Origin of the sequence: Desulfovibrio sp. MES5 (assembly GCF_002237645.1) — a bacterium.
In the GTDB taxonomy this organism is placed as follows: domain Bacteria; phylum Desulfobacterota; class Desulfovibrionia; order Desulfovibrionales; family Desulfovibrionaceae; genus Desulfovibrio.
The window spans coordinates 42,749-62,711 of record NZ_MJUZ01000009.1; the positions used below are offsets into that span (position 1 = coordinate 42,749).

Sequence of the window (19,963 nt, forward strand, 5' to 3'; positions counted from 1 at the left end):
TTCGGGCCTGCCTCAGCTGGCCGTATGATCGTTATCGGCAACGCCGTTGCCAGTTTTTTTGCCTGAAGCGGCCTTTTTTTTGGCCGTCTGGCCGCCTTTGCCCGCAGGGGCGTCTTTTCCCCGGGGTTTACTGCCAGGCTTTTTCCCCGGCTTTTGCGGCTGCTTAAAAATATACATGCGTGTGGCCCTGCGCACTGAGCTCCAGGGAAGAAACACGGGAGGATGGTTTTCGTCCTCCACATCGCCTTCAGGGCTGATGGCAACGGGCGCAAGCACAAAACCCTCTTCTTCCACCGCCGTGAGCGTGCCGCGCCAGATGCGGCGCGGGCCGCCGTGGGCCGCCGGATCGGTGGAGGCCACGGGGGTGTGCAGTCGCGCCTCGACCACGTCGCCCACATAGCGGGCCATCTGCTCAAGGCTGAAAAACAACCGGCTCAGGCCCGGCGTGGAAACTTCCAGCACATAGGCGTCGGGGATGCTGTCTTCCACTTCCAGCGCAAGCGCCAGATGGCGCGAAATTTCTTCGCACTGTTCAATGGTGGCTGACGTCGGAGCGGCTGGCGCGGGAGAGTCGGAAGATTCGTCAGGAGTAAAATCTGATGGCGCGAAGCCGTCGCTGATGCCAGCGGCGGGAGAAACGGCCATGACGTCAGGGGCTGCCTGGTGTTCATCAGCCTGAGGCGCGGTAGGCACATCCACAAAGAGCCGCACAAGGGTGCGCCCGGCGCGGGCTATTTCCACCCCCCAGACAACGAGTCCGAGGGAGTGAACCACGGGTTGGGCCAGACGTATGACGGTTTCTCTCAGGGTTTGATCAGTCATTCTTTCCTTTTGTGCGGTGCATGGACCGTCGCAGGGACAAAAAAAAGGGGGCCTATTCAGGCCACCCCGCTGGAACTGCGTTCCGCATCAGGATGTAGTGGCGGCAGGTACTGCCATCCACTTTGAATACACCCAACTAGCTCACCATATGGAACTTGTCAAGGCTTTCGCGTCAAAAAGAAAAACTTGTGTTTTGCGTAAAAATAAAGAAAAGTGAAAAAATATTGTAACTACAGAAAGATAGGAAGCTTTCGCAGTAAGGTGGACGCCGATTTGCTCGTCGTGCGCCATTGAAACCTGTTTGGCGAACGCTGTACTTCTCTTGTTTTTATATTATATGCAGTCCAGAACGTCATAAAATCATATCCCATTTTAAAAACTGTTGAAAGAGTTTCTTTTTCAACATGGTATAACAGGTTGTTTGTGAAAAAAGTAATTTATTAAATAATGGTTATCGTATCCATTCCTTATATGGGAGGTCTCATGTCGCCGCATCAGAAAATATGGGGTCTGGGCTTGTCGGCCCTGGCCGTTGGCATTGGTATTGTTTGGGCTATTGGGCTTGTGACGGGAGCGGCGGCCGCCCCCCTGTGGGGAGCCGCAGTGGGCGGGGTTGCCGTACTGCTTGTTACGGGCCTGGGGGCGCAGCTGATCTATGGCGGGGCGTTCCGGGCTCTGACGCTCTTTTTGCGGGGCGACTGCGCGCCGGGGCAGTCGGAGCGGTCGTCATGCTGTAGCGGGTCAGCGGCTTCTGCGGAGCTGAAGGAACTGCATGCGGAGGCTGAAAAACTTGTTGGCAAGGCCTGCCACGCAAGCGGGGTGCTGCACGGCATACTCAGCGGGATGCCCCTGGCCTATCTGCTGGTGGACGTCAACGAGCGCGCGACCCACACCAACCAGGAATGCCTGGATATGCTTGAGATCGACGGGCCGGTAGAGGCCTGTCTGGGCAAGACTCTGGCCGAGCTTTTTTACAATGATCCCGGTCGCGAAACCGCCGTTGGCAAGAGCATCCGCCATGGGCAGAACTTTCATAATCTTTCTGTAACGATAACAGGGCACAAAGGCAGGCGCATCGACGTGCTGGCCAATGTGTTTCCCGTATATGACGAGCACAAAACCTGCCTTGGCGGCCTGTGCCTTTATGTGGACATGACGGCCCTCAAAAAAGCCGAGCAGGTCATCACCGAGAAGAACCAGCGCATGGAAGCGGCGGCGCTGGAGCTTGAAAAATCCGTGCAGGAGCTTGCCGCCATTGCCGAAGGGCTGGTGGCTGGCATAGGCCGTTCGAACAATGACACGGCCCGTGCTTCGCGCCTGTTGAGCGAGGTGGCCACGGCCATGAATGAAATGACAGCCACAGTGCGTGAGGTGGCGCAAAACGCGGCCAATGCTTCAACAGCCTCGACGCAGACGCGGGACAAGGCGCACGAGGGCGCTGCGGTGGTGCGCAACGCCACGCGGAGCATTGAAGAGGTGCATGAAGTTTCAATGGAGCTCAAGAGCGATATGGTTCTTTTGAACAACCATGCCAAGGCCATTTCAGAAATTATGAATGTTATTTCGGATATAGCGGATCAGACCAATCTGCTGGCCCTCAATGCCGCCATTGAAGCCGCCCGCGCTGGCGAAGCCGGGCGCGGCTTTGCGGTGGTTGCTGACGAGGTGCGCAAACTTGCCGAAAAAACCGTAACCTCCACCAATGATGTGGGCAACGCCATTAATGCCATTCAGCAAAGCACCTCAAAGAGCATGGCCTCAATGGACAATGCCGTGAACCAGGTTGAGCAGGCCAATGACTTTGCCGGGGAGTCCGGCCAGGCGCTTGACGCCATTGTGGGCACGGTGGAAGACACCACGGGCAGAATCAGCGCCATTGCCGCAGCCAGCGAGGAGCAGTCCGCAGCCAGCGAGCAGATCAACCGCTCCATTGTTGAGGTCAATGACGTTATGGCGGGCACTGCCAGATCAATGAAAGAGGTTCGGCAGGAGACGGACAAGCTGGTGGCGCTCACGCAGCGGCTGGCGGATCTGACCGGGCGGTTGAAGGAATAGCCCGCGCGGCAGGATTTTTACTGACATGCATACGCAGAGAAGGCCGGGAATATTCCCGGCCTTCTCTGGTTTTGCCGTCTGCGCAAGGGATGGGGCAGATACGTTTTGCGGTGGCGCGCTGCCTCAGCGACGCTGTTTTTGAAGCCCTGCTTCGGGTCAGCAACCGCCTTCGCTACGCGAGCATTTACACTTGAAATGCTCGCGTGCGGCAGGCTAAGGCTGCCTGCCCGCATTTCGCGGCAAGGATTTTCTTAAAAATCCTTGCAGAGCGGTGAAGTCCTTTCATTGGTTAACTGCTCTAAAACATACCAAGAGTTTTAGGGGGTGGGGGCGTGGGGAGGGACCCTTTTGCAAAAGGGTCCCTCCCCCACAAGGCATTTCAAAATCAAAGGCTCTAATGACCATTCTGCGTCAAATGCTGCAACACGGTCATCTGGTCGACTTCGCTTTCCATAATGTCCGGCCCTTGGGCTGCGGCGGCAGGGGCGGACTGTGCTTCCTCACTTTGCGGTTGCGGGCTTGTGCTCGCGGTCTGCGCCTGCGTCGGCTGCTCGGGAGATGTCGTCATGGCGTCGTGCGCCGCAGTATCGGCGGCGTTGGCCAAAGCTCCGGGACTTTGCGTTTCCACAGGGAAGAGACTGTCGTCCTGCAAGGCCGGGGGCTGTGCGCCGGTTGTGGCGTCAGTTCCTTGCGCGGCGGGGGGCAGGGCGTCTTCAATGTCAATGATCAGGGGGCTGGTTTGGTCGTTCATGAAGCTGTCGGCCAGCTCTTCATCCAGCGTGTCGATGTGCACGGCGGGCGTTTCGGCTGTGGCCACGGCATGCTCTGTTTCCGCGTTGCCTGTGGCCGTGAGGTCCACGTCCGCGTGCGCTGCGACCGTATGGCTGGCGTCCGTGTGCGCGGCATTGGCGCTCGCTGCATTGGCGTGCTCTTCATCGGTGTTCGCCGTATCCGCGTGGGTCACATTCAGATCTGCGTGCGCCTGTTCCTGGACGCTGTCCTCAGCCGTGGAGGCAGTATGGCTTTCAGCGGGGGCGTGTTCCGCTGTTTCCGGCGTGACTGCGGCTGCGGCTGCGGGAGCGTCGCTCTGAGTATTTTCGTGCCCGGTTTGCGTACTGCTGTCGGCTGCTGGCACGCTCTCACTGAGGTCGGCGTGGTAGGCAGCGTCATGGCTGCTCTGGGCGGTGGTGTTGTGGTCTTCTGTGGCTGCCTGCAGCTGATCATGGTCAGTGGAGGCGTTCACTTCGTCGGAGGCAAAGAAGAGGCGCATGGCGCTCGCGCCCTGTATGAGGGGGGCCTCTCCGGAGCCGTGGATGGTCACGGTTACTGTGCTTTGAGCTGCGCCGCCATGCCCGTCGACCACGGTGACGGTGAAGACTTCGTCAAGCGTATCGCCGTTGTTCAGGGCCTTTACGACGGCGGAGTCCTTGTTCAGCACATAGGTGTAGGATCCGTTGGGGTTGAGATAGAAGGTGCCGTACTGGCCTTCGGTGGTCTGGGGTACGGCCCTTGGCGTGTCCGACCTGTCCGGGTCAGCCATGACAAGCTGGCCGTACATGGCGGCAACGTCGTCTTCTGAAACGGAAAGCTGGGATGGCTGGACTGTCGGCGCGTCATTGGAGCCGACGATGGTGATGGTCAGCGGGGTGACCACGGACTTTAAGCCGGACGTGACTTTTACCATAAAAACGTCTGTGGAGGTTTCGCCTTCACCGAGTTTTTGGCTTTCACTTATGCCCTGAGCCGAGAGGTTGTAGGTATATGTGCCGTTGCTGTTGAGGGTAAGCGTGCCGTACTGCCCTTGCGGGCTGCTTTGCAGAGAGAATGTGGCATTGGAGAATTCGGGCACCAGCAGGTTGCCCAACAGGCTTGTTGCGCCGTCAAGCACTGTGGTGAGGCTGATGCTGCCCAGCAGACCGCCTGTAATGACGATGTCAATAAAATTGCTGGCGGATGCGCCGTGTTCGTCTACAACAGTATATGAGAATCTATCTGTGAGCTTAGCTCCCAGTGTAAGCAACAATACAGACAACAGCCCCGTGTTGAGGTTGTAGACATATGAACCGTCAGCATTCAGCGAAAATGTGCCGTAATCGCCATGCACATGTGGCCGCGCAACAAAGGTCACATTGTCGCTGATAATATTGTCGAGCGTGTTGTCCGGGTCCGTGGGGGTGGGCAGTTTGCCGTAGAGTTTGTCCGTTGCATTGTTCATGCTTACCGTGGCGGAACCAACCGAAGGCGCGTCATTGGTGCCGTTGATGGTGAAGGAAATCGTGCGTGCGGCAATGCCGCCGTGCCCGTCATTGGCTGCCACGGTAAACGTTTCCACAAGCTGTTCGCCATGCCCCAAGCCCTGCACGGCAGGCAGGCTGTTATTGAGCGTATAGACGTATGCGCCGTTGCTGTTGAGTACAAAGCTGCCGTAAAGGCCTGCCATATTCTGCGCCTGAAACACGGGCGAGTCGCCCAGGTCTATATCCGTCACCGTAAGCGTGCCGGATGACGTCAGGATGCTGTCTTCCTTCAAGGGCGTTGTGACAATGGGTGCAATGACGGGATTGTCATTGGTTCCGTTGATCGTGATGGTCATGGTGCTGGAGGCTGCGGCTCCGTGCTGATCCTTGACCGTATAGGTAAATGTTTCGGTGAGGTGTTGCCCTTCGCCAAGCTGCTGGACGGCTGGCAGGGCGTTGTTGAGCGTGTAGGTATAGGCGCCGTTGGCCTGCAGGGTAAAGCTGCCGTACAGCCCCTGGGTGGAAGCCTGGGACAGAAAACTTACCGTGTCGCCCGCGTCCACATCCGTGGGCGTGGGCAGTGCGCCGCTGATGCTGACGTCGCCTTCATTGATGCTGGCTACGGCGGCGCTGACCTGCGGGGCGTCATTGGTTCCGTTGATGGTGATGGTGATGGTGTTTGAAGCCGTAGCGCCGTGCTGGTCCGTGACGGTATAGGTAAAGGTTTCGGTCAGGTGCGCTCCCACGCCAAGCTGCTGGACAGCCGGCAGGGCGCTGTTGAGCTCGTAGGTGTAGCTGCCGTTGGCCTGCAGGGTGAAGCTGCCGTAGAGCCCCTGGGTGGAGGCCTGGGACAGGAAGCTTAGCGTGTCGCCCGCGTCCACATCCGTGGGCGTGGGCAGTGCGCCGCTGATGCTGGGAACATCTTCATTGATGCTGGCCACTGCGGCGCTGACCTGCGGGGCGTCATTGGTTCCGTTGATGGTGATGGTGATGGTGTTTGAAGCCGTAGCGCCGTGCTGGTCCGTGACGGTATAGGTAAAGGTTTCGGTCAGCTGGCTGCCCACGCCAAGCTGCTGGACGACCGCCAGGGCGTTATTGAGCGCGTAGGTGTAAGTGCCGTCCGCCTGCAGGGTGAAGGTGCCATACTGGCCGGGAGCATTGGTCTGGGGCACAAAGTGCGCGCTGTCGCCCGCGTCCACGTCCGTGGGAGCAGGCAGGGAACCGGTGATGCTGGGAACATCTTCATTGATGCTGGCCACTGCGGCGCTGACCTGCGGAGCGTCATTGGCCCCGTTGATGGTGATGGTGATGGTGTTTGTGGCGGTAGCGCCGTGCTGGTCCGTGACGGTATAGGTAAATGTTTCAGTAAGTTGCGCTCCAGCGCCAAGCTGCTGCACAGCGGCCAGGGCATTGTTGAGCGCGTAGGTGTAGCTGCCGTTGGCCTGCAGGGTGAAGCTGCCGTACTGGCCGGGAGCATTGGTCTGGGGCACGAAGTGCAGGCTGTCGCCCGTATCCACGTCCGTTGGTGTGGGCAACGTTCCGCTGATGCTGGGAGTATCTTCATTGATGGACGTCACCGCGGCGCTGACCTGCGGGGCGTCATTGGTTCCGTTGATGGTGATGGTGATGGTGTTTGTGGCTGTAGCGCCGTGCTGATCCTTGACGGTATAGGTAAATGTTTCGGTAAGTTGTGCGCCAACGCCAAGCTGCTGGACGACCGACAGGGCATTATTGAGCGCGTAGGTATAGGCGCCGTCCGCCTGCAGAGTGAAGCTGCCGTATTGGCCGGGAGCGTTGGCCTGAGGCACAAACTGCACCACGTCATTGGCGTTCACATCCGTGGGTGTGGGCAAGGTGCCGCTTATGGGCGCATCATCTTCATTGATGGAAGCCGTGGCGGCGCTGACCTGCGGCGCGCTGTTGGTGCCGTTGATGGTGATGGTAATGCTGCTGGACGTGGTCGCCCCATGCTGGTCTGTTACGGTGGCGGTGAATGTTTCGGAAAGCTGCTCGCCCGCGCCAAGCTGCGCCACGGCTGGCAGGGAGTTGTTGAGCGCGTAGGTATAGCTGCCGTCGGGCTGGAGTGTGAAGGAGCCAAACTGGCCGACGGTATTTTGCGCTATGTAATGCGGGATGTCGCCCAAGTCCACGTCTGTGGGCGTGGGCAGGGTTCCACTGACATCAGTGAGGTTGTTGGGCACAAAAATGACGGCGGCGCTGACCTGCGGTGCGTCATTGGTTCCGTTGATGGTGATGGTGATGGTATTTGTGGCTGTAGCGCCGTGCTGGTCCGTGACGGTATAGGTAAAGGTTTCGGTCAGGTGTGCGCCTACGCCAAGCTGCTGCACAGCGGCCAGGGCGTTGTTGAGCGCATAGATATAGCTGCCGTCCGCAAGCAGGGTGAAACTGCCGTACTGGCCGGGGGCATTGGCCTGGGGTACGAAGTGCACGCTGTCGCCCGCGTCCACATCCGTGGGAGCGGGCAGTGTGCCGCTGATGGCGGCATCGTCTTCATTGATGCTGGCTACGGCGGCGCTGACCTGCGGTGCGTCATTGGTTCCGTTGATGGTGATGGTGATGGTGTTTGTGGCTGTAGCGCCGTGCTGGTCCGTGACGGTATAGGTAAATGTTTCGGTCAGTTGGCTGCCGACGCCAAGCTGCTGGACAACCGGCAGGGCATTATTCAGCGCGTAGGTATAGCTGCCGTCCGCCTGCAGGGTGAAGCTGCCGTATTGGCCGGGAGCATTGGCCTGGGGTGTGAAGTGCGCGCTGTCGCCCGCATCCACGTCCGTGGGGGCGGGCAGAACGCCGCTGATGCTGGGAACATCTTCATTGATGCTGGCCACGGCGGCGCTGACCTGCGGTGCGTCGTTGGTTCCATTGATGGTAATGGTGATGGTATTTGTGCCAGTAGCGCCGTGCTGGTCCGTGACGGTATAGGTAAATGTTTCGGTCAGTTGAGCGCCAACGCCAAGCTGCTGGATGACCGGCAGGGCGTTGTTGAGGGTGTATGTGTAGCTGCCGTCCGCCTGCAGGGTGAAGCTGCCGTACTGGCCGGGAGCGTCGACCTGGGGCATAAAGTGCACGCTGTCGCCCGTATCCACGTCCGTGGGCGTGGGCAAAGTGCCGCTGATGGCGGCAACATCTTCATTAATGGAAGCGACCGCCGCGCTGACCTGCGGATTGTCATTGGTGCCGTTGATGGTGATGGTTATGGTGTTTGATGCCGTTGCGCCGAACTGATCCATAACGGTAAAGGTAAAGGTTTCTGTCAGTTGAGCGCCAACGCCAAGTTGCTGCACAGCAGCCAGAGCGTTGTTGAGCGTATAGGTGTAGGCGCCGTCCGCATGCAGGGTGAAGCTGCCAAACTGGCCGGGAGCGTTGGTCTGGGACACAAAGTGCACGCTGTCGCCCGCATCCACGTCCGTGGGCGTGGGCAGAGCGCCGCTGATGCTGGGATCATCTTCATTGATGGACGCAACCGCCGCGCTGACCTGCGGTGCGGTGTTGGTGCCATGAATGGTGAGCGTTATGGTGCTGGACGTGGTTGCCCCATGCTGGTCTGTGACGGTGGCGGTGAACGTTTCCGTAAGCATGCCGCCTGTGCCGAGTTGCTGTACCGCTGGCAGGGAGCTGTCGAGGGTAAAGGTGTAGCTGCCGTCGGCCTGCAGGGTGAAAGTGCCAAAGTTGCCAGCAATGGTCTGCGCTATGTAGTGCGGGATGTCGCCCGTATCCACGTCTGTGGGCGCGGGCAGATTTCCACTGACGCTGGTTTCATCATTTTGAATAAAGATGACCGCCGCGCTGACCTGCGGTGCGTCGTTGGCGCCGTTGATGGTGACGGTAATGGTGTTGGACGCCGTAGCGCCGTGCTGGTCCGTGACAGTATAGGTGAAGGTTTCAGTCAGATGGCTGCCCACGCCAAGCTGCTGCACAGCGGCCAGGGCATTGTTGAGCGTGTAGGTGTAGCTGCCGTCCGCCTGCAGGGTAAAGCTGCCGTACTGTCCGAGGACGTTGGCCTGGGGTATGAACGCCACCACATCTCCCGCGTTCACATCCGTGGGCGTGGGCAGATTGCCGCTGATGCTTGGGGTATCTTCATAGATGGAAGCCGTTGCGGCGTCGACCTGCGGCGCGCTGTTGGCGCCATTGATGGTGATGGTAATGGTGCTGGTTGATGTGGCCCCATGCGGGTCTTTTACTGTGGCGGTGAAGGTTTCGGAAAGCTGGTCGCCTACACCAAGCTGCTGCACCGCTGGCAGGGAGTTGTCGAGGGTGAAGGTGTAGCTGCCGTCGGGCTGCAGGGTGAAGGTGCCAAACTGGCCCACCGTGTTCTGCGCTACGTACTGTGGAATGTCGCCCGCATCCACGTCTGTGGGCATGGGCAGAGTTCCGCTGACGTCGGTGGCGTCGCTGGGAACAGCGATGACGGCCGCGCTGACCTGCGGGGCGTCATTGGTTCCGTGGATGGTGATGGTAATGGTGTTGGACGCCGTAGCGCCGTGCTGATCCGTGACGGTATAGGTAAATGTTTCGGTCAGTTGCGCGCCCACGCCAAGTTGTTGCACTGCTGCCAGGGCGTTGTTGAGGGTGTAGGTATAGCTGCCGTCCGCCTGCAGACTGAAGCTGCCATACTGCCCCTGAGCATCTGCCTGGGGCACGAACAGTACCACGTCATTTGCATTCACGTCCGTGGGCGTGGGCAGATTGCCGCTGATGCCCGCATCATCCTCAAAGATACTGGCCGTAGCGGCGCTGACCTGCGGCGCGCTGTTGGTGCCGTTGATGGTGATGGTGATGGTGCTGGACGAGGTCGCCCCGTGCGGGTCTGTGACGGTGGCGGTGAAGGTTTCGGAAAGCTGCTCGCCAGCGCCGAGCTGCGCCACCGCTGGCAGGGAGTTATCGAGGGTAAAGGTGTAGCTGCCGTCGGGCTGCAGGGTGAAGGTGCCAAACTGGCCCACCGTGTTCTGCGCTACGTACTGCGGAATGTCGCCCGCATCCACGTCTGTGGGCATGGGCAGGGTTCCACTGACGTCGGTGGCGTCACCGGGAACGGTGATGACGGCGGCGCTGACCTGCGGCGCGTCATTGGCGCCGTTGATGGTGATGGTAATGGTGTTGGACGCCGTAGCGCCGTGCTGATCCGTGACGGTATAGGTAAATGTTTCGGTAAGATGCGCGCCCACGCCAAGCTGCTGTACTGCGTCCAGGGCATTGTTGAGCGTGTAGGTGTAGCTGCCGTCCGCCTGCAGAGTGAAGCTGCCGTACTGCCCCTGAGCATCTGTCTGGGGTACGAAGAGCACCACGTCATTGGCGTTTACATCCGTGGGCGTGGGCAGGGCTCCGCTGATGCTGGGGGTATCTTCATAGATGGAAGCCGTAGCGGCGCTGACCTGCGGCGCGCTGTTGGCGCCGTTGATGGTGATGGTAATGGTGCTGGACGAGGTCGCCCCGTGCGGGTCTGTGGCGGTGGCGGTGAATGTTTCCGTAAGCTGCTCGCCAGCGCCGAGCTGCGCCACCGCTGGCAGGGAGTTGTCGAGGCTGAAGGTATAGCTGCCGTCGGGCTGCAGGGTAAAGGTGCCGAACTGGCCGACAGTGTTTTGCGCGATGTATTGCGGAACGTCGCCCGCATCCACGTCTGTGGGCATGGGCAGGGTTCCACTGACGTCGGTGGCGTTATTGGGAACAAGGATGACAGCCGCGCTGACCTGCGGGGCATCATTGGCGCCGTTGATGGTGATGGTAATGGTATTGGAGGCAGTAGCACCGTGCTGGTCCGTGACGGTATAGGTAAAGGTTTCGGTAAGATGCGCGCCCACGCCAAGCTGCTGCACTACGTCCAGAGCATTGTTGAGCGTGTAGGTGTAAGTGCCGTCCGCCAGCAGAGTAAAGCTGCCGTACTGGCCGGGAGCATCTGCCTGGGGCATGAACTGCACCACGTCTCCCGAGTCCACATCTGTGGGGGTGGGCAAGGCGCCGCTGATGCTGGCATCATCTTCATTGATGGCTGCGACCGCCGCGCTGACCTGCGGAGCGTCATTGGCGCCGTTGATGGTGATGGTGATGGTGTTGGATGCGGTGGCTCCGTGCAGGTCCGTTACAGTATAGGTAAAGGTTTCGGTCAGTTGCGATCCAGAGCCAAGCTGCTGGACGACCGGCAGTGCGTTATTGAGCGTGTAGGTGTAGGTGCCGTCCGCCTGCAAGGTGAAGCTGCCGTACTGGCCGGGAGCATCTGCCTGGGGCACGAACTGCACCACGTCCCCCGTGTCAATGTCCGTGGGCGTGGGCAGGTTGCCGCTGATGCTGGCGACGTCTTCATCAATGGACGCCACGGCGGCGCTGACCTGAGGCGCATCGTTAGCGCCGTTGATGGTGATGGTAATGGTGTTGGAGGCAGTAGCGCCGTGCTGGTCTCTAACGGTGTATGTAAACACCTCGGTAAGCTGGTCGCCAACGCCCAGTTTTTGCACCGCAGGCAGGTAGTTATTGAGTATATAGGCAAAGGAACCCTCGGCCTGGGTAAATACGCCGTACTGCCCCACATACGTCTTTGGCACATACTCCACCACGTCGCCCGAGTCCGGGTCCACAGGCGTCGGCAGGGTTCCGGTAACGCTTGGCTCACCCGCAGTGATGGTTCTGCTGTCCGCACTGATCTGCGGGGCATCGTTGGTGCCGTTGATGGTGATGGTGATGGTGTTGGCGCCGGTAGCGCCGTGCTGGTCCTTGACGGTATAGGTAAATGTTTCGATGAGTTGGCTGCCAACGCCAAGCTGCTGTACTGCCGCCATAGAGTTGTTGAGCGTGTAGGTGTAGCTGCCGTCCGCATGTAAGGTGAAGCTGCCGTACTGGCCGGGAGCATCTGTCTTGGGCACGAACTGCACCACATCGCCCGCGTCCACGTCTGTGGGGGCGGGCAGGGTGCCGCTGATGCTGGGGTCATCCTCGTTGATGGAAGCCGTGGCGGCGCTGACATGCGGGGCGTCATTGGCGCCGTTGATGGTGATGGTAATGGTGTTGGAGGCCATGCCGCCATGGTTGTCGTACACCGTATAGGTAAAAACTTCAGTAAGTTGCTGCCCCTCGGCCAAATGCAGGAGATCGGGCGCGGCGTAGTTGAGCACGTAGGTATAGTTGCCGGCGGCGTCCACGCTGAAGCTGCCATACTGCCCGGGAGCATTGTGCTGCTCAATGAAGTTCAGGGTGTCATTGGCATCCACATCCTGCGGGGTCGGCAGGGTTCCGCCCACAAGGCCCTGATGCTCTGTCAGCGCGGCTGATGAAGCCGCCACGGTGGGCGCGTCGTTGGTGCCGTTGATGGTGATGGTCAGTGTTTTGCTGACGTAGCTCTGACCGTCCGTAACGGTAAAAACAAATTGCTCTGTGAGCGTGTCGCCCTGGCTGAGGGCCTGAATTTCCGGGCGCGAGTTGTCCAGAACATAGCTGTAGTTGCCCTGGGCATCCACGGTAAGCACGCCGTATGCCCCCACACTGCCGGTTTGCGGTATGAACATCGGCACATCGTTCGCGTCCACATCTTGGGGCGTGGGCAGAACACCCATGAGCACGGGGCCGTCCTCGTCCACCGCAGCAGTGGCGGCCGACACAGTGGGCACGTCGTTGGTTCCGTGTATGGTGATGACAAGGTTGCCAGTGGCTGTGCCCCCGTGCCCGTCATCCACCGTATAGGTGAAAGTTTCCGTCAAAAAGTCGCCCGTGCCCAATTGCTGGACAGCGGGCAGGCTGTTGTCCAGCGTGTAGGTGTAGGTGCCGTCGGCATTGAGGCTGAGGTTGCCGTACAGGCCTGCCGAGTTTGCCTGCGTCAGATACTGGGGGGAGTCGCCAGCGTCGACATCCTGCGGCGTGGGCAGAGTGCCTGTGGTGTGGTCCTGGTCTTCAAGTATGGAGGTGGCGGCGGAATCGACAGTGGGCGCGTCATTGAGGCCATTGATGGTAATGGTGACCGTGTTGGAGGTGGTGCCGCCCGCGCCGTCGTCCACAGTGTAGGTGAAGGTTTCTGTAAGCGTCTGGCCTTCCCCAAGGCCCTGGACGCTGGGAAGCGTGTTGTTCAACTGGTACGAATAGGAGCCATTGGCGTCGACGCTGAAGGTTCCGTATTGGCCCAGGATGCCGTTTTGCGCCACAAATGACAGGTTTTGTCCTGCCGCGTTCTGCGGCATGGGGATCTGGCCGGCTACATCCGTATCGTCTTCAGTCAGGCTGGCATGGGCCGCCAGCGCGGTGGGGCCAGTAGCGCCTCCGCCAGTGCCAGGGCCTGTGCCCGGATCTGGCCCGCCAGGCCCAGTACCTGGATCTGGTCCGCCAGGGCCTGTACCAGTGCCAGGACCTGTGCCAGTTCCTGGCCCTGTACCTGTACCCGGGCCAGCGCCAGTATCAGTACCTGGGCCAGTGCCAGTGCCAGTTCCTGGCCCTGTTCCTGCACCCGAACCAGTGCCCGACCCCGACCCGCCTGCCCGCCTGCCGCCAAAGCCGCCGGCAAAGAGGCCGCCAGTCCCGGTATGCAACAGACTTTGCCCCACGGCGTCATCGTGATCCGTCCCCAGCCTGCCGCGACGCATCCACGCGTCGTTAAAGCCAAGGGCGTTCAAAGCGTCAACGCCCTCATGGAGGTTGTCATGCTCATAGTCCCGAAAAGATGCGTTGCGCGCATAGGCTATGCCCGGTTCGGGCATGCCCTCCTCGCCCAGTGAGGAGAAAAAGAAAGATGGCGACATTTCCTTGCCATTAACGATGATGGCCGGGTGCGCCGCTTCCACCAGGGACGCCACAGACTGGCCGGGGCCAGCCACCGCGTACTGCATGCCGGAGTGAGGCGGAGCCAGATAGTCCTCAAGAACCAGCCGGGAGCCGTCATTGCGTGAAAAGACGAGATTGTATCCTTCCAGTCCGACAAAAAGCCCCTTCATGGAAAAATTCAGCTCAATACGTGACTGGGGCGTAAAGCCTTTGAGCACTGTCTGATGGCCAGGAGGGGGCATGTACAGGGGATGTGAAGCAAGCATATGAGCCTCGCGATCTATCGTTCTCTCATGGCGTTTTGTTGTGCCTTGAGCAGAGGTTTGAGCAGGTAATCCAGTACTGTTTTTTTGCCGGAAACTATTTCCACTCCGGCCACCATGCCCGGTATGATGGGCAGGTGCTCATTGCGGTAGACAATTTCATTCTTCTTGGTGCGCAGTTTGACGAGGTAGAAAAACTCGCTTTTTTTGTCTTCAATGGTGTCTGCGCTGATCTGTTCCACCACGGCCTCAAGGCCGCCATAGATGGAAAAATCATAGGCCGATATCTTGACCATGGCCCGCTGGTCCGCATGGATGAAAGCGATGTCGGCCGGCCGGATGCGCGCCTCAACCAGCAGCGTGTCGTCCAGGGGCACGATTTCCATGATGGGGTCGCCAGAGCGCACCACGCCGCCGAGCGTGTTGATGATGACCCTTTTAACCGTGCCCCGTACCGGAGAGCGCAGTTCGGTGCGGGTGACACGATCGCCCCCGGCAGAGAGCATGGCCTGAAGCGATGTCAGTTCTGTGCGTCGCTTGTTGATTTCGGCGGTGATTTCAGAATCGTATTCGGCCTTGTGCAGGTTCAGTTTGCGTTCGACCTCAAGGGCGGCCTCCTCGGCTTTGCCCAAGGATGCGGAAACAGCTTCGAGATCCCCGCGCAGGGTCACAACGCGTTGCTCAAGGTCGAGGTAGTCCACCCTGGGGTAAAGCTTGCGCGCCTCCAGCGGCTTGGCCAGGTCGCGGCGTTCTTCGGCCAGGGCAAGGTTGTGCTCAAGCTGGTTTTTGCGCCCGCGCTGCTCGTCCACATCCTTGAGGCGTTGCCGGTGCTGCGAGGTCAGCATGGCCATCTCTGACAAAAAGCGCTCACGGCGGCTGTGGTACATTTCTTCCTGGTCGGCCACGACCTGCGGGGCCGAAGTCAGCAGTTCCACGTCAAATATCGGGGGCGCAGCACTTTTTTCCGCTTCAAGGCGAACGAGGGCCACGCGGTTTTCCAGCGCCTTGGTCAGGGCGTCGGTGTACTGGCTGGCCGCGCCAAGGTTGTCCAGCCGCGCAAGCGGCTGGTCTTTTTCAACCACCTGCCCCTCGCGCACCAGAACTTCGCGCAAAATGCCGCCCTCAAGGTTTTGTATGACCTGGGTGCCGCTGGCGGCCACCACCTGCCCCTGGCCGCGCGTGACCTCGTCAATGGAGGCCCAGGCCGCCCAGAAGACAAGAATGCACAGCAATACCGCAGTGCCCAGAGAGAGAAAAACGGCCTCCACCCTGCCTTTGCGTTGCAGGGCCGCATCCACCTTGTTCATGTAGGGCAGGTGTTCTTCTTCGTGCAATGTGGAGAGGCCGAACAACCGCCTCCAAAAGTTCACCAGGGCGCTCATGCTGCTCCTCTCATGCCGCTTTCGGGCGCGCCTCCGGCACGCGCGAGATTCGGCGCTGGCGCGAGTTTTACTGTGGTTGCCGTTGCCTCGCTCGCGGCCTGCCCGGCGGGCAGATTGCCGTTTTGCCTTTCGCTGGCCGCCGCGTCGGCAGGCTGGCGTTTTTGCGAGGTCTGGCTGTTTATGGCTTCAAGCACTTCGTCGCGGGGGCCGTCTGCCACAACGCGCCCGTTGTCGATGATGATGAGCCGGTTCACGAGAGCCAGCAGGCTGGCCCTGTGCGTGATGAGAACAAGGGTCTTGTTTTCGGCCAGTTTGGCAAGGCGGGTGCGCAGCAGACTTTCGGTGGCCTTGTCCATATTGCTTGTGGGCTCGTCAAGGATGAGCACTTCGGGGTCGTGCAAAAGGGCGCGGGCCAGGGCGACGGACTGACGCTGTCCGCCGGAAATGGCGAGCCCCTGTTCGCCTACGGGCGCGCCCAGGCCTCCGGGCAGCGCGCGGATAAAGTCCGTGGCTCCCGCCTGATACGCGGCCCGCAGCACCCGCTGATCCTCGATGCCGGGATCGTCCAGCGCGATGTTGTCGCGTATGGAGCCGTAGAAAAGGGTCACGTCCTGGGGCAGATAGCCTATGCGGCCCCGCAGGTTGACGGCGTCCATCTGCCGCAGGTCAACGCCGCCAAAGCGCACGGCCCCGTCCTGAGGCGTATAGAGCCCTGTCATGAGCCTGCCAATGGTGGATTTGCCCGAACCCATACGGCCGATGATGGCCACCTTTTCGTGAGGCCGTATGGTAAAGCTCACGTCGGACAGCGAATTGTGCTTTGCCCCCGGATAACTGAAGCTCACGTGGTCGAAGGTAAAGGCGGGCTGCAGCAGGCCGAAGTCCGTTTTGTCGGTCTCGGCCGGGTCTTCGGTGGGCAGTTCCATAATGGAGTTCAGCGCGGCAAGAGCCATACGCGACTGGTGCAGGCGCGAGATCATGCCCGCCAGTTGCATGAGCGGGGCCATGGCCCGGCCAGCCAGGATGTTGCAGGCAATGAGGCCGCCCATGGTCATTGAATTGTCCATGATGCGGTATACGCCCCACACGATGACCCCCACGGACACAAGCTGGCTGAGGCCGCTCGACACGCTGAGGGTCAGGGTGGCATAGCGGCGGGCCATGCGCGAGGTCTCCGCCGAGGCGTCACAGACCTGCTCCCACAGGTTGAGCAGGCGGCTTTCGGCCCGGCTGGTTTTGACAGCTTCAAGCCCGTGCACGATTTCGACCAGCAGGGCGTGTTTTTGCATGTTCAGCAGATAGTTGGAGGCGGCATGTCGCCGCGCGCCCAGTTGCAGCAGAAGGCCCAGCCCCACCATAAGGGGCACGGCCGCCAGGGGCACGCTCACAATGGGGCCGCCAATAAGAAATATGAGGCTGAGAAAGATGACAAGAAAAGGCAGGTCGGCCAGAACAACCAGACTGCCTGAACTGAAGAAATCCCGTAACGACTCGAATCCGCTGAGGTTGTTTACCAGCGCGCCGGTGGAATCGGGCTTTGCGTCCATGCGCAGATTAAGCACCTTTTCCATAAGTTTACTGGACAGCACCACATCGGCATTGCGTCCGGCGAGATCCACAAAATAGCCGCGCACATTGCGCAGGATGAAGTCGACCATATAGGCCAGCAGCACGCCCGAGGCCAGCACCCACAATGTTTCTTCTGCCTGGTTGGGAACAACGCGGTCATAGACGTTCATGGCGAAGAGCGAGCCCGCCACGCCCAGAAGATTGATGATGACCGTGGCGATGATCACATGCTTGTACAGCGGCATGTAGTGGCCGATGACGTCCCAGAACCAGCGCCTGGTGACGGGCAGGGCTATGCGGGCGCGGGCGTCCAGCTTGCCCGTGAGGCTGCCGAAAACAGCGTAGCCAGTGTACTGGGACTCCAGCTCCTGGCGGTTTACGCTCTTGGGGTGGTCGCCTTCTTCGGGAAAGATGACTTCAGCCGTGCCTGCTCCGGCATCCTGCTTGAGCAGAACGCAGCTCAGATCGTTTTTGAGCAGCAGAATGCAGGGGAGCACAAGGGGGGAAATACTGTTGAGATTTTTGCGGCGCACTATGCGAGCGTCGAGTCCGTAGCGTTTGGCAGAGCGCAGACAGGCCGAGGGAGAATCTGAACTTGGGCCGCCGCGTATGCCGCTGAGCAACAAAGGGAGTGATACCGGCTTGCCCAGAAGGCGCAGCAGCGTGCGCAACGAATGGGCGAAGGACGGCGTATGGTCCGCGCTTTCGGGTATGCTGTCTGACACGGCCTTGAGGTCCATATCAGGCGCAAAATCTAGCTCTTGCCTCATGCCTGCCTTTTGCAGGACATCCTCTTCTCTCTATTCAATAATAAGAAACATTATATAGAAAAGGCAAGAGGAAATACGTTATTTTCTAAGTACTCGTGAATATCAGAAAAGTCTGCCCTGTTTTTCCTGATGAGGCGCGTGCGGCAAGGACCCTTCGCCGGACGGGCCAAAAAGGCTGTCCGCAAGCTTACGGTGCGCTGCGGGCATGGCCAGGCCCTCCAGTTCTTTAGGGGTTGCCCATCGGTATTGGGTGGCGGCGGTGAGTTGCGGCGGCGTGGGGCAGGCGCTGTCAGGCGGCGTTATGGGCGCATTTGTGCCGCTGTTCGCCAGTTCAAGGCCAAAGCAGTGCAGGGTCAGGCGGTAGGTCGTGTAGCCGTGGCGTATGACGCCATATCTGGCGGCCACCTGCACGGCAAAGCCCGTTTCTTCCATAAATTCACGAACCGTGGCCTGTTCCGGGCTTTCATCCGGCTCAACCCTGCCGCCGGGGAATTCCCATAGGTTTCCCCATACGCCGGAAGGGGGACGTTTTTGCACAAAAATATGTTTTCCTATGCGAAGCACCCCTGTGACCGCGCGTACCGGCGTGATGACGGCGCGCTTGCCCGGCACTGGCCGCTGGTCCTGTATGCCCAGATGACGGCTGACGCAAAAGCGGGCCAGCGGGCAGAGTTCGCAGCGCGGCTTTTTGCGGCAGATGAGAGCCCCCAGTTCCATCATGGCCTGATTGTGCTCGCGGGATTTGCCTTCAGGCACAAGGCGCAGGGCCCAGCGGTGGATTATGCCTGCGGCCGGATCCTGCTTCACGGGGCTGTCCACATCAAAAATGCGCGAGATGACGCGCTCCACATTGGCGTCCACGCAGGGCAGCTTTTCGCCAAAGGCTATGCTGGCAATGGCCCCGGCCGTGTACGGCCCCACACCCGGCAAGGCGCGGATGGACGCAAGATCGGCGGGAAACACGCCCCCGTGTTCCGCCATGATTTTGCGGGCGGCAGCCAGAATGTGGCGCGCCCGTGAATAGTAGCCAAGGCCCTCCCACTGGCGGAGCACGTCCTCTTCATGCGCGGCGGCCAGAGTGGCGATGTCCGGGAAGCGCTGCATCCAGCGCAAAAAATAGCTGACGCCGCGTTCCATCTGCGTCTGCTGCAGCATGACTTCTGAAATCCAGACTTCATAGGGCGTGTAGCTGGCGCGCCACGGCAGGTCACGCTGGTGGACGGCAAACCAGTCAAGCAGCGCCTGCCGCAAGGCGGGAAGGTGCCTGTCAGGCGGCAGATGAGGGACTGCTTCAGCCCCGGATGCGGGCGTGCAGGCAGGCTCAAGGCCCGGCAAAAGGCTGGTTGCCTGTTCGGCGCTTTTGCCAGCGGACACGGTGACGGATGCTTTTTTATTTTTTGCGGGCATGGAAGCAATCTATACCCGGCGGCAGGCATTGTCATCTTTCGGGCCATACTCTATATTCCGGCTCAGGGCGCGCTTTCCGCTCACACAGGCGCGTGCCATCACCACTAAAGGAGCTATCATGGCTGACAATCCCACGGTTTTGCTGGAAACCACGTCCGGCGACATTTTGATCGAGCTCTTCACCGACAAGGCCCCGAAAACCGTTGCCAACTTTTTGCAATATGTGGATGAGGGTTTTTACACCAACACCATCTTCCACCGCGTTATTCCCGGCTTCATGATTCAGGGCGGCGGCCTTGGCGCGCGTATGGACGAAAAGTCCACCCGCGAACCTGTGGCCAATGAGGCCGACAACGGCGTGAAGAACGAGCGCGGCACCATCGCCATGGCCCGCACCCGCGACCCGCATAGCGCCACGGCCCAGTTTTTCATCAACCTGGTGGACAATGACTTTCTCAACCACAGCGCCCCCACCCTTGACGGTTGGGGCTACTGCGCCTTTGGTCGCGTGACCGAGGGTATGGATGTGGTTGACAAGATCGCCAAGGTGAAAACCAAGAGCATGGGCATGCACGAAAACGTGCCTGTGGATATGGTGATGATCACCAACGCCAGCCGTTTCGAATAACATCCGTACCGCTGTCAAATCCTGACGGCGCAGCCGCCATACGCTGACGGCGCGTTTCGTCAGCCGGTTGATG

At 60.0% G+C, this 19,963-nt stretch carries 7 protein-coding genes; 2 read left to right on the forward strand and 5 right to left on the reverse strand.

What is annotated here, in order from left to right:
* Window positions 1–12: 12 nt before the first annotated feature.
* Window positions 13–822, reverse strand: coding sequence for a ribosome maturation factor RimP (gene rimP / locus BCS36_RS03025; protein WP_291301445.1), 810 nt, complete (start codon window positions 820–822; stop codon window positions 13–15).
* A 483-nt stretch (window positions 823–1,305) separates the two neighbouring features.
* On the opposite strand from rimP, the gene BCS36_RS03030 reads away from it, so the two are divergent.
* Window positions 1,306–2,877 carry a methyl-accepting chemotaxis protein gene (locus BCS36_RS03030; protein WP_291301446.1) on the forward strand — a complete coding sequence of 524 codons (1,572 nt, stop codon included), beginning with the start codon at window positions 1,306–1,308 and terminating at the stop codon, window positions 2,875–2,877.
* 394 nt (window positions 2,878–3,271) lie between these two features.
* Here the strand turns inward: BCS36_RS03030 and BCS36_RS03035 are convergent, their stop codons facing one another.
* The 4 genes from BCS36_RS03035 to mutY form a co-directional block, all read right to left on the reverse strand.
* Window positions 3,272–14,137 (reverse strand): VCBS domain-containing protein, encoded by a 10,866-nt coding sequence (locus BCS36_RS03035; protein WP_291301447.1) that lies wholly within the window; start codon window positions 14,135–14,137, stop codon window positions 3,272–3,274.
* Between the two features lie 14 nt (window positions 14,138–14,151).
* Window positions 14,152–15,516, reverse strand: a complete 1,365-nt coding sequence (locus tag BCS36_RS03040) for an HlyD family type I secretion periplasmic adaptor subunit (protein WP_291301448.1) — start codon at window positions 15,514–15,516, stop codon at window positions 14,152–14,154.
* Complete coding sequence (locus BCS36_RS03045; RefSeq protein WP_291301449.1) at window positions 15,513–17,855, reverse strand: type I secretion system permease/ATPase; 2,343 nt, start codon at window positions 17,853–17,855, stop codon at window positions 15,513–15,515. Before BCS36_RS03045 ends, BCS36_RS03040 begins: the two co-directional genes overlap by 4 nt.
* 102 nt (window positions 17,856–17,957) lie before the next feature.
* Window positions 17,958–19,262, reverse strand: coding sequence for an A/G-specific adenine glycosylase (mutY, locus tag BCS36_RS03050; RefSeq protein ID WP_291301450.1), 1,305 nt, complete (start codon window positions 19,260–19,262; stop codon window positions 17,958–17,960).
* Between the two features lie 118 nt (window positions 19,263–19,380).
* Between mutY and BCS36_RS03055 the strand changes: the two genes are divergently transcribed.
* Entirely contained in the window at window positions 19,381–19,890 is a 510-nt protein-coding gene (locus BCS36_RS03055; protein WP_291301451.1) for a peptidylprolyl isomerase, read from the forward strand.
* Window positions 19,891–19,963: the final 73 nt, after the last annotated feature.

Bases quoted from the DNA above. Each gene is read 5' to 3' on its own strand.
- rimP (WP_291301445.1), bottom strand. From the start codon at position 822: ATGACTGATCAAACCCTGAGAGAAACCGTCATACGTCTGGCCCAACCC.
- BCS36_RS03030 (WP_291301446.1), top strand. From the start codon at position 1,306: ATGTCGCCGCATCAGAAAATATGGGGTCTGGGCTTGTCGGCCCTGGCC.
- BCS36_RS03035 (WP_291301447.1), bottom strand. From the start codon at position 14,137: ATGCTTGCTTCACATCCCCTGTACATGCCCCCTCCTGGCCATCAGACA.
- BCS36_RS03040 (WP_291301448.1), bottom strand. From the start codon at position 15,516: ATGAGCGCCCTGGTGAACTTTTGGAGGCGGTTGTTCGGCCTCTCCACA.
- BCS36_RS03045 (WP_291301449.1), bottom strand. From the start codon at position 17,855: ATGAGGCAAGAGCTAGATTTTGCGCCTGATATGGACCTCAAGGCCGTG.
- mutY (WP_291301450.1), bottom strand. From the start codon at position 19,262: ATGCCCGCAAAAAATAAAAAAGCATCCGTCACCGTGTCCGCTGGCAAA.
- BCS36_RS03055 (WP_291301451.1), top strand. From the start codon at position 19,381: ATGGCTGACAATCCCACGGTTTTGCTGGAAACCACGTCCGGCGACATT.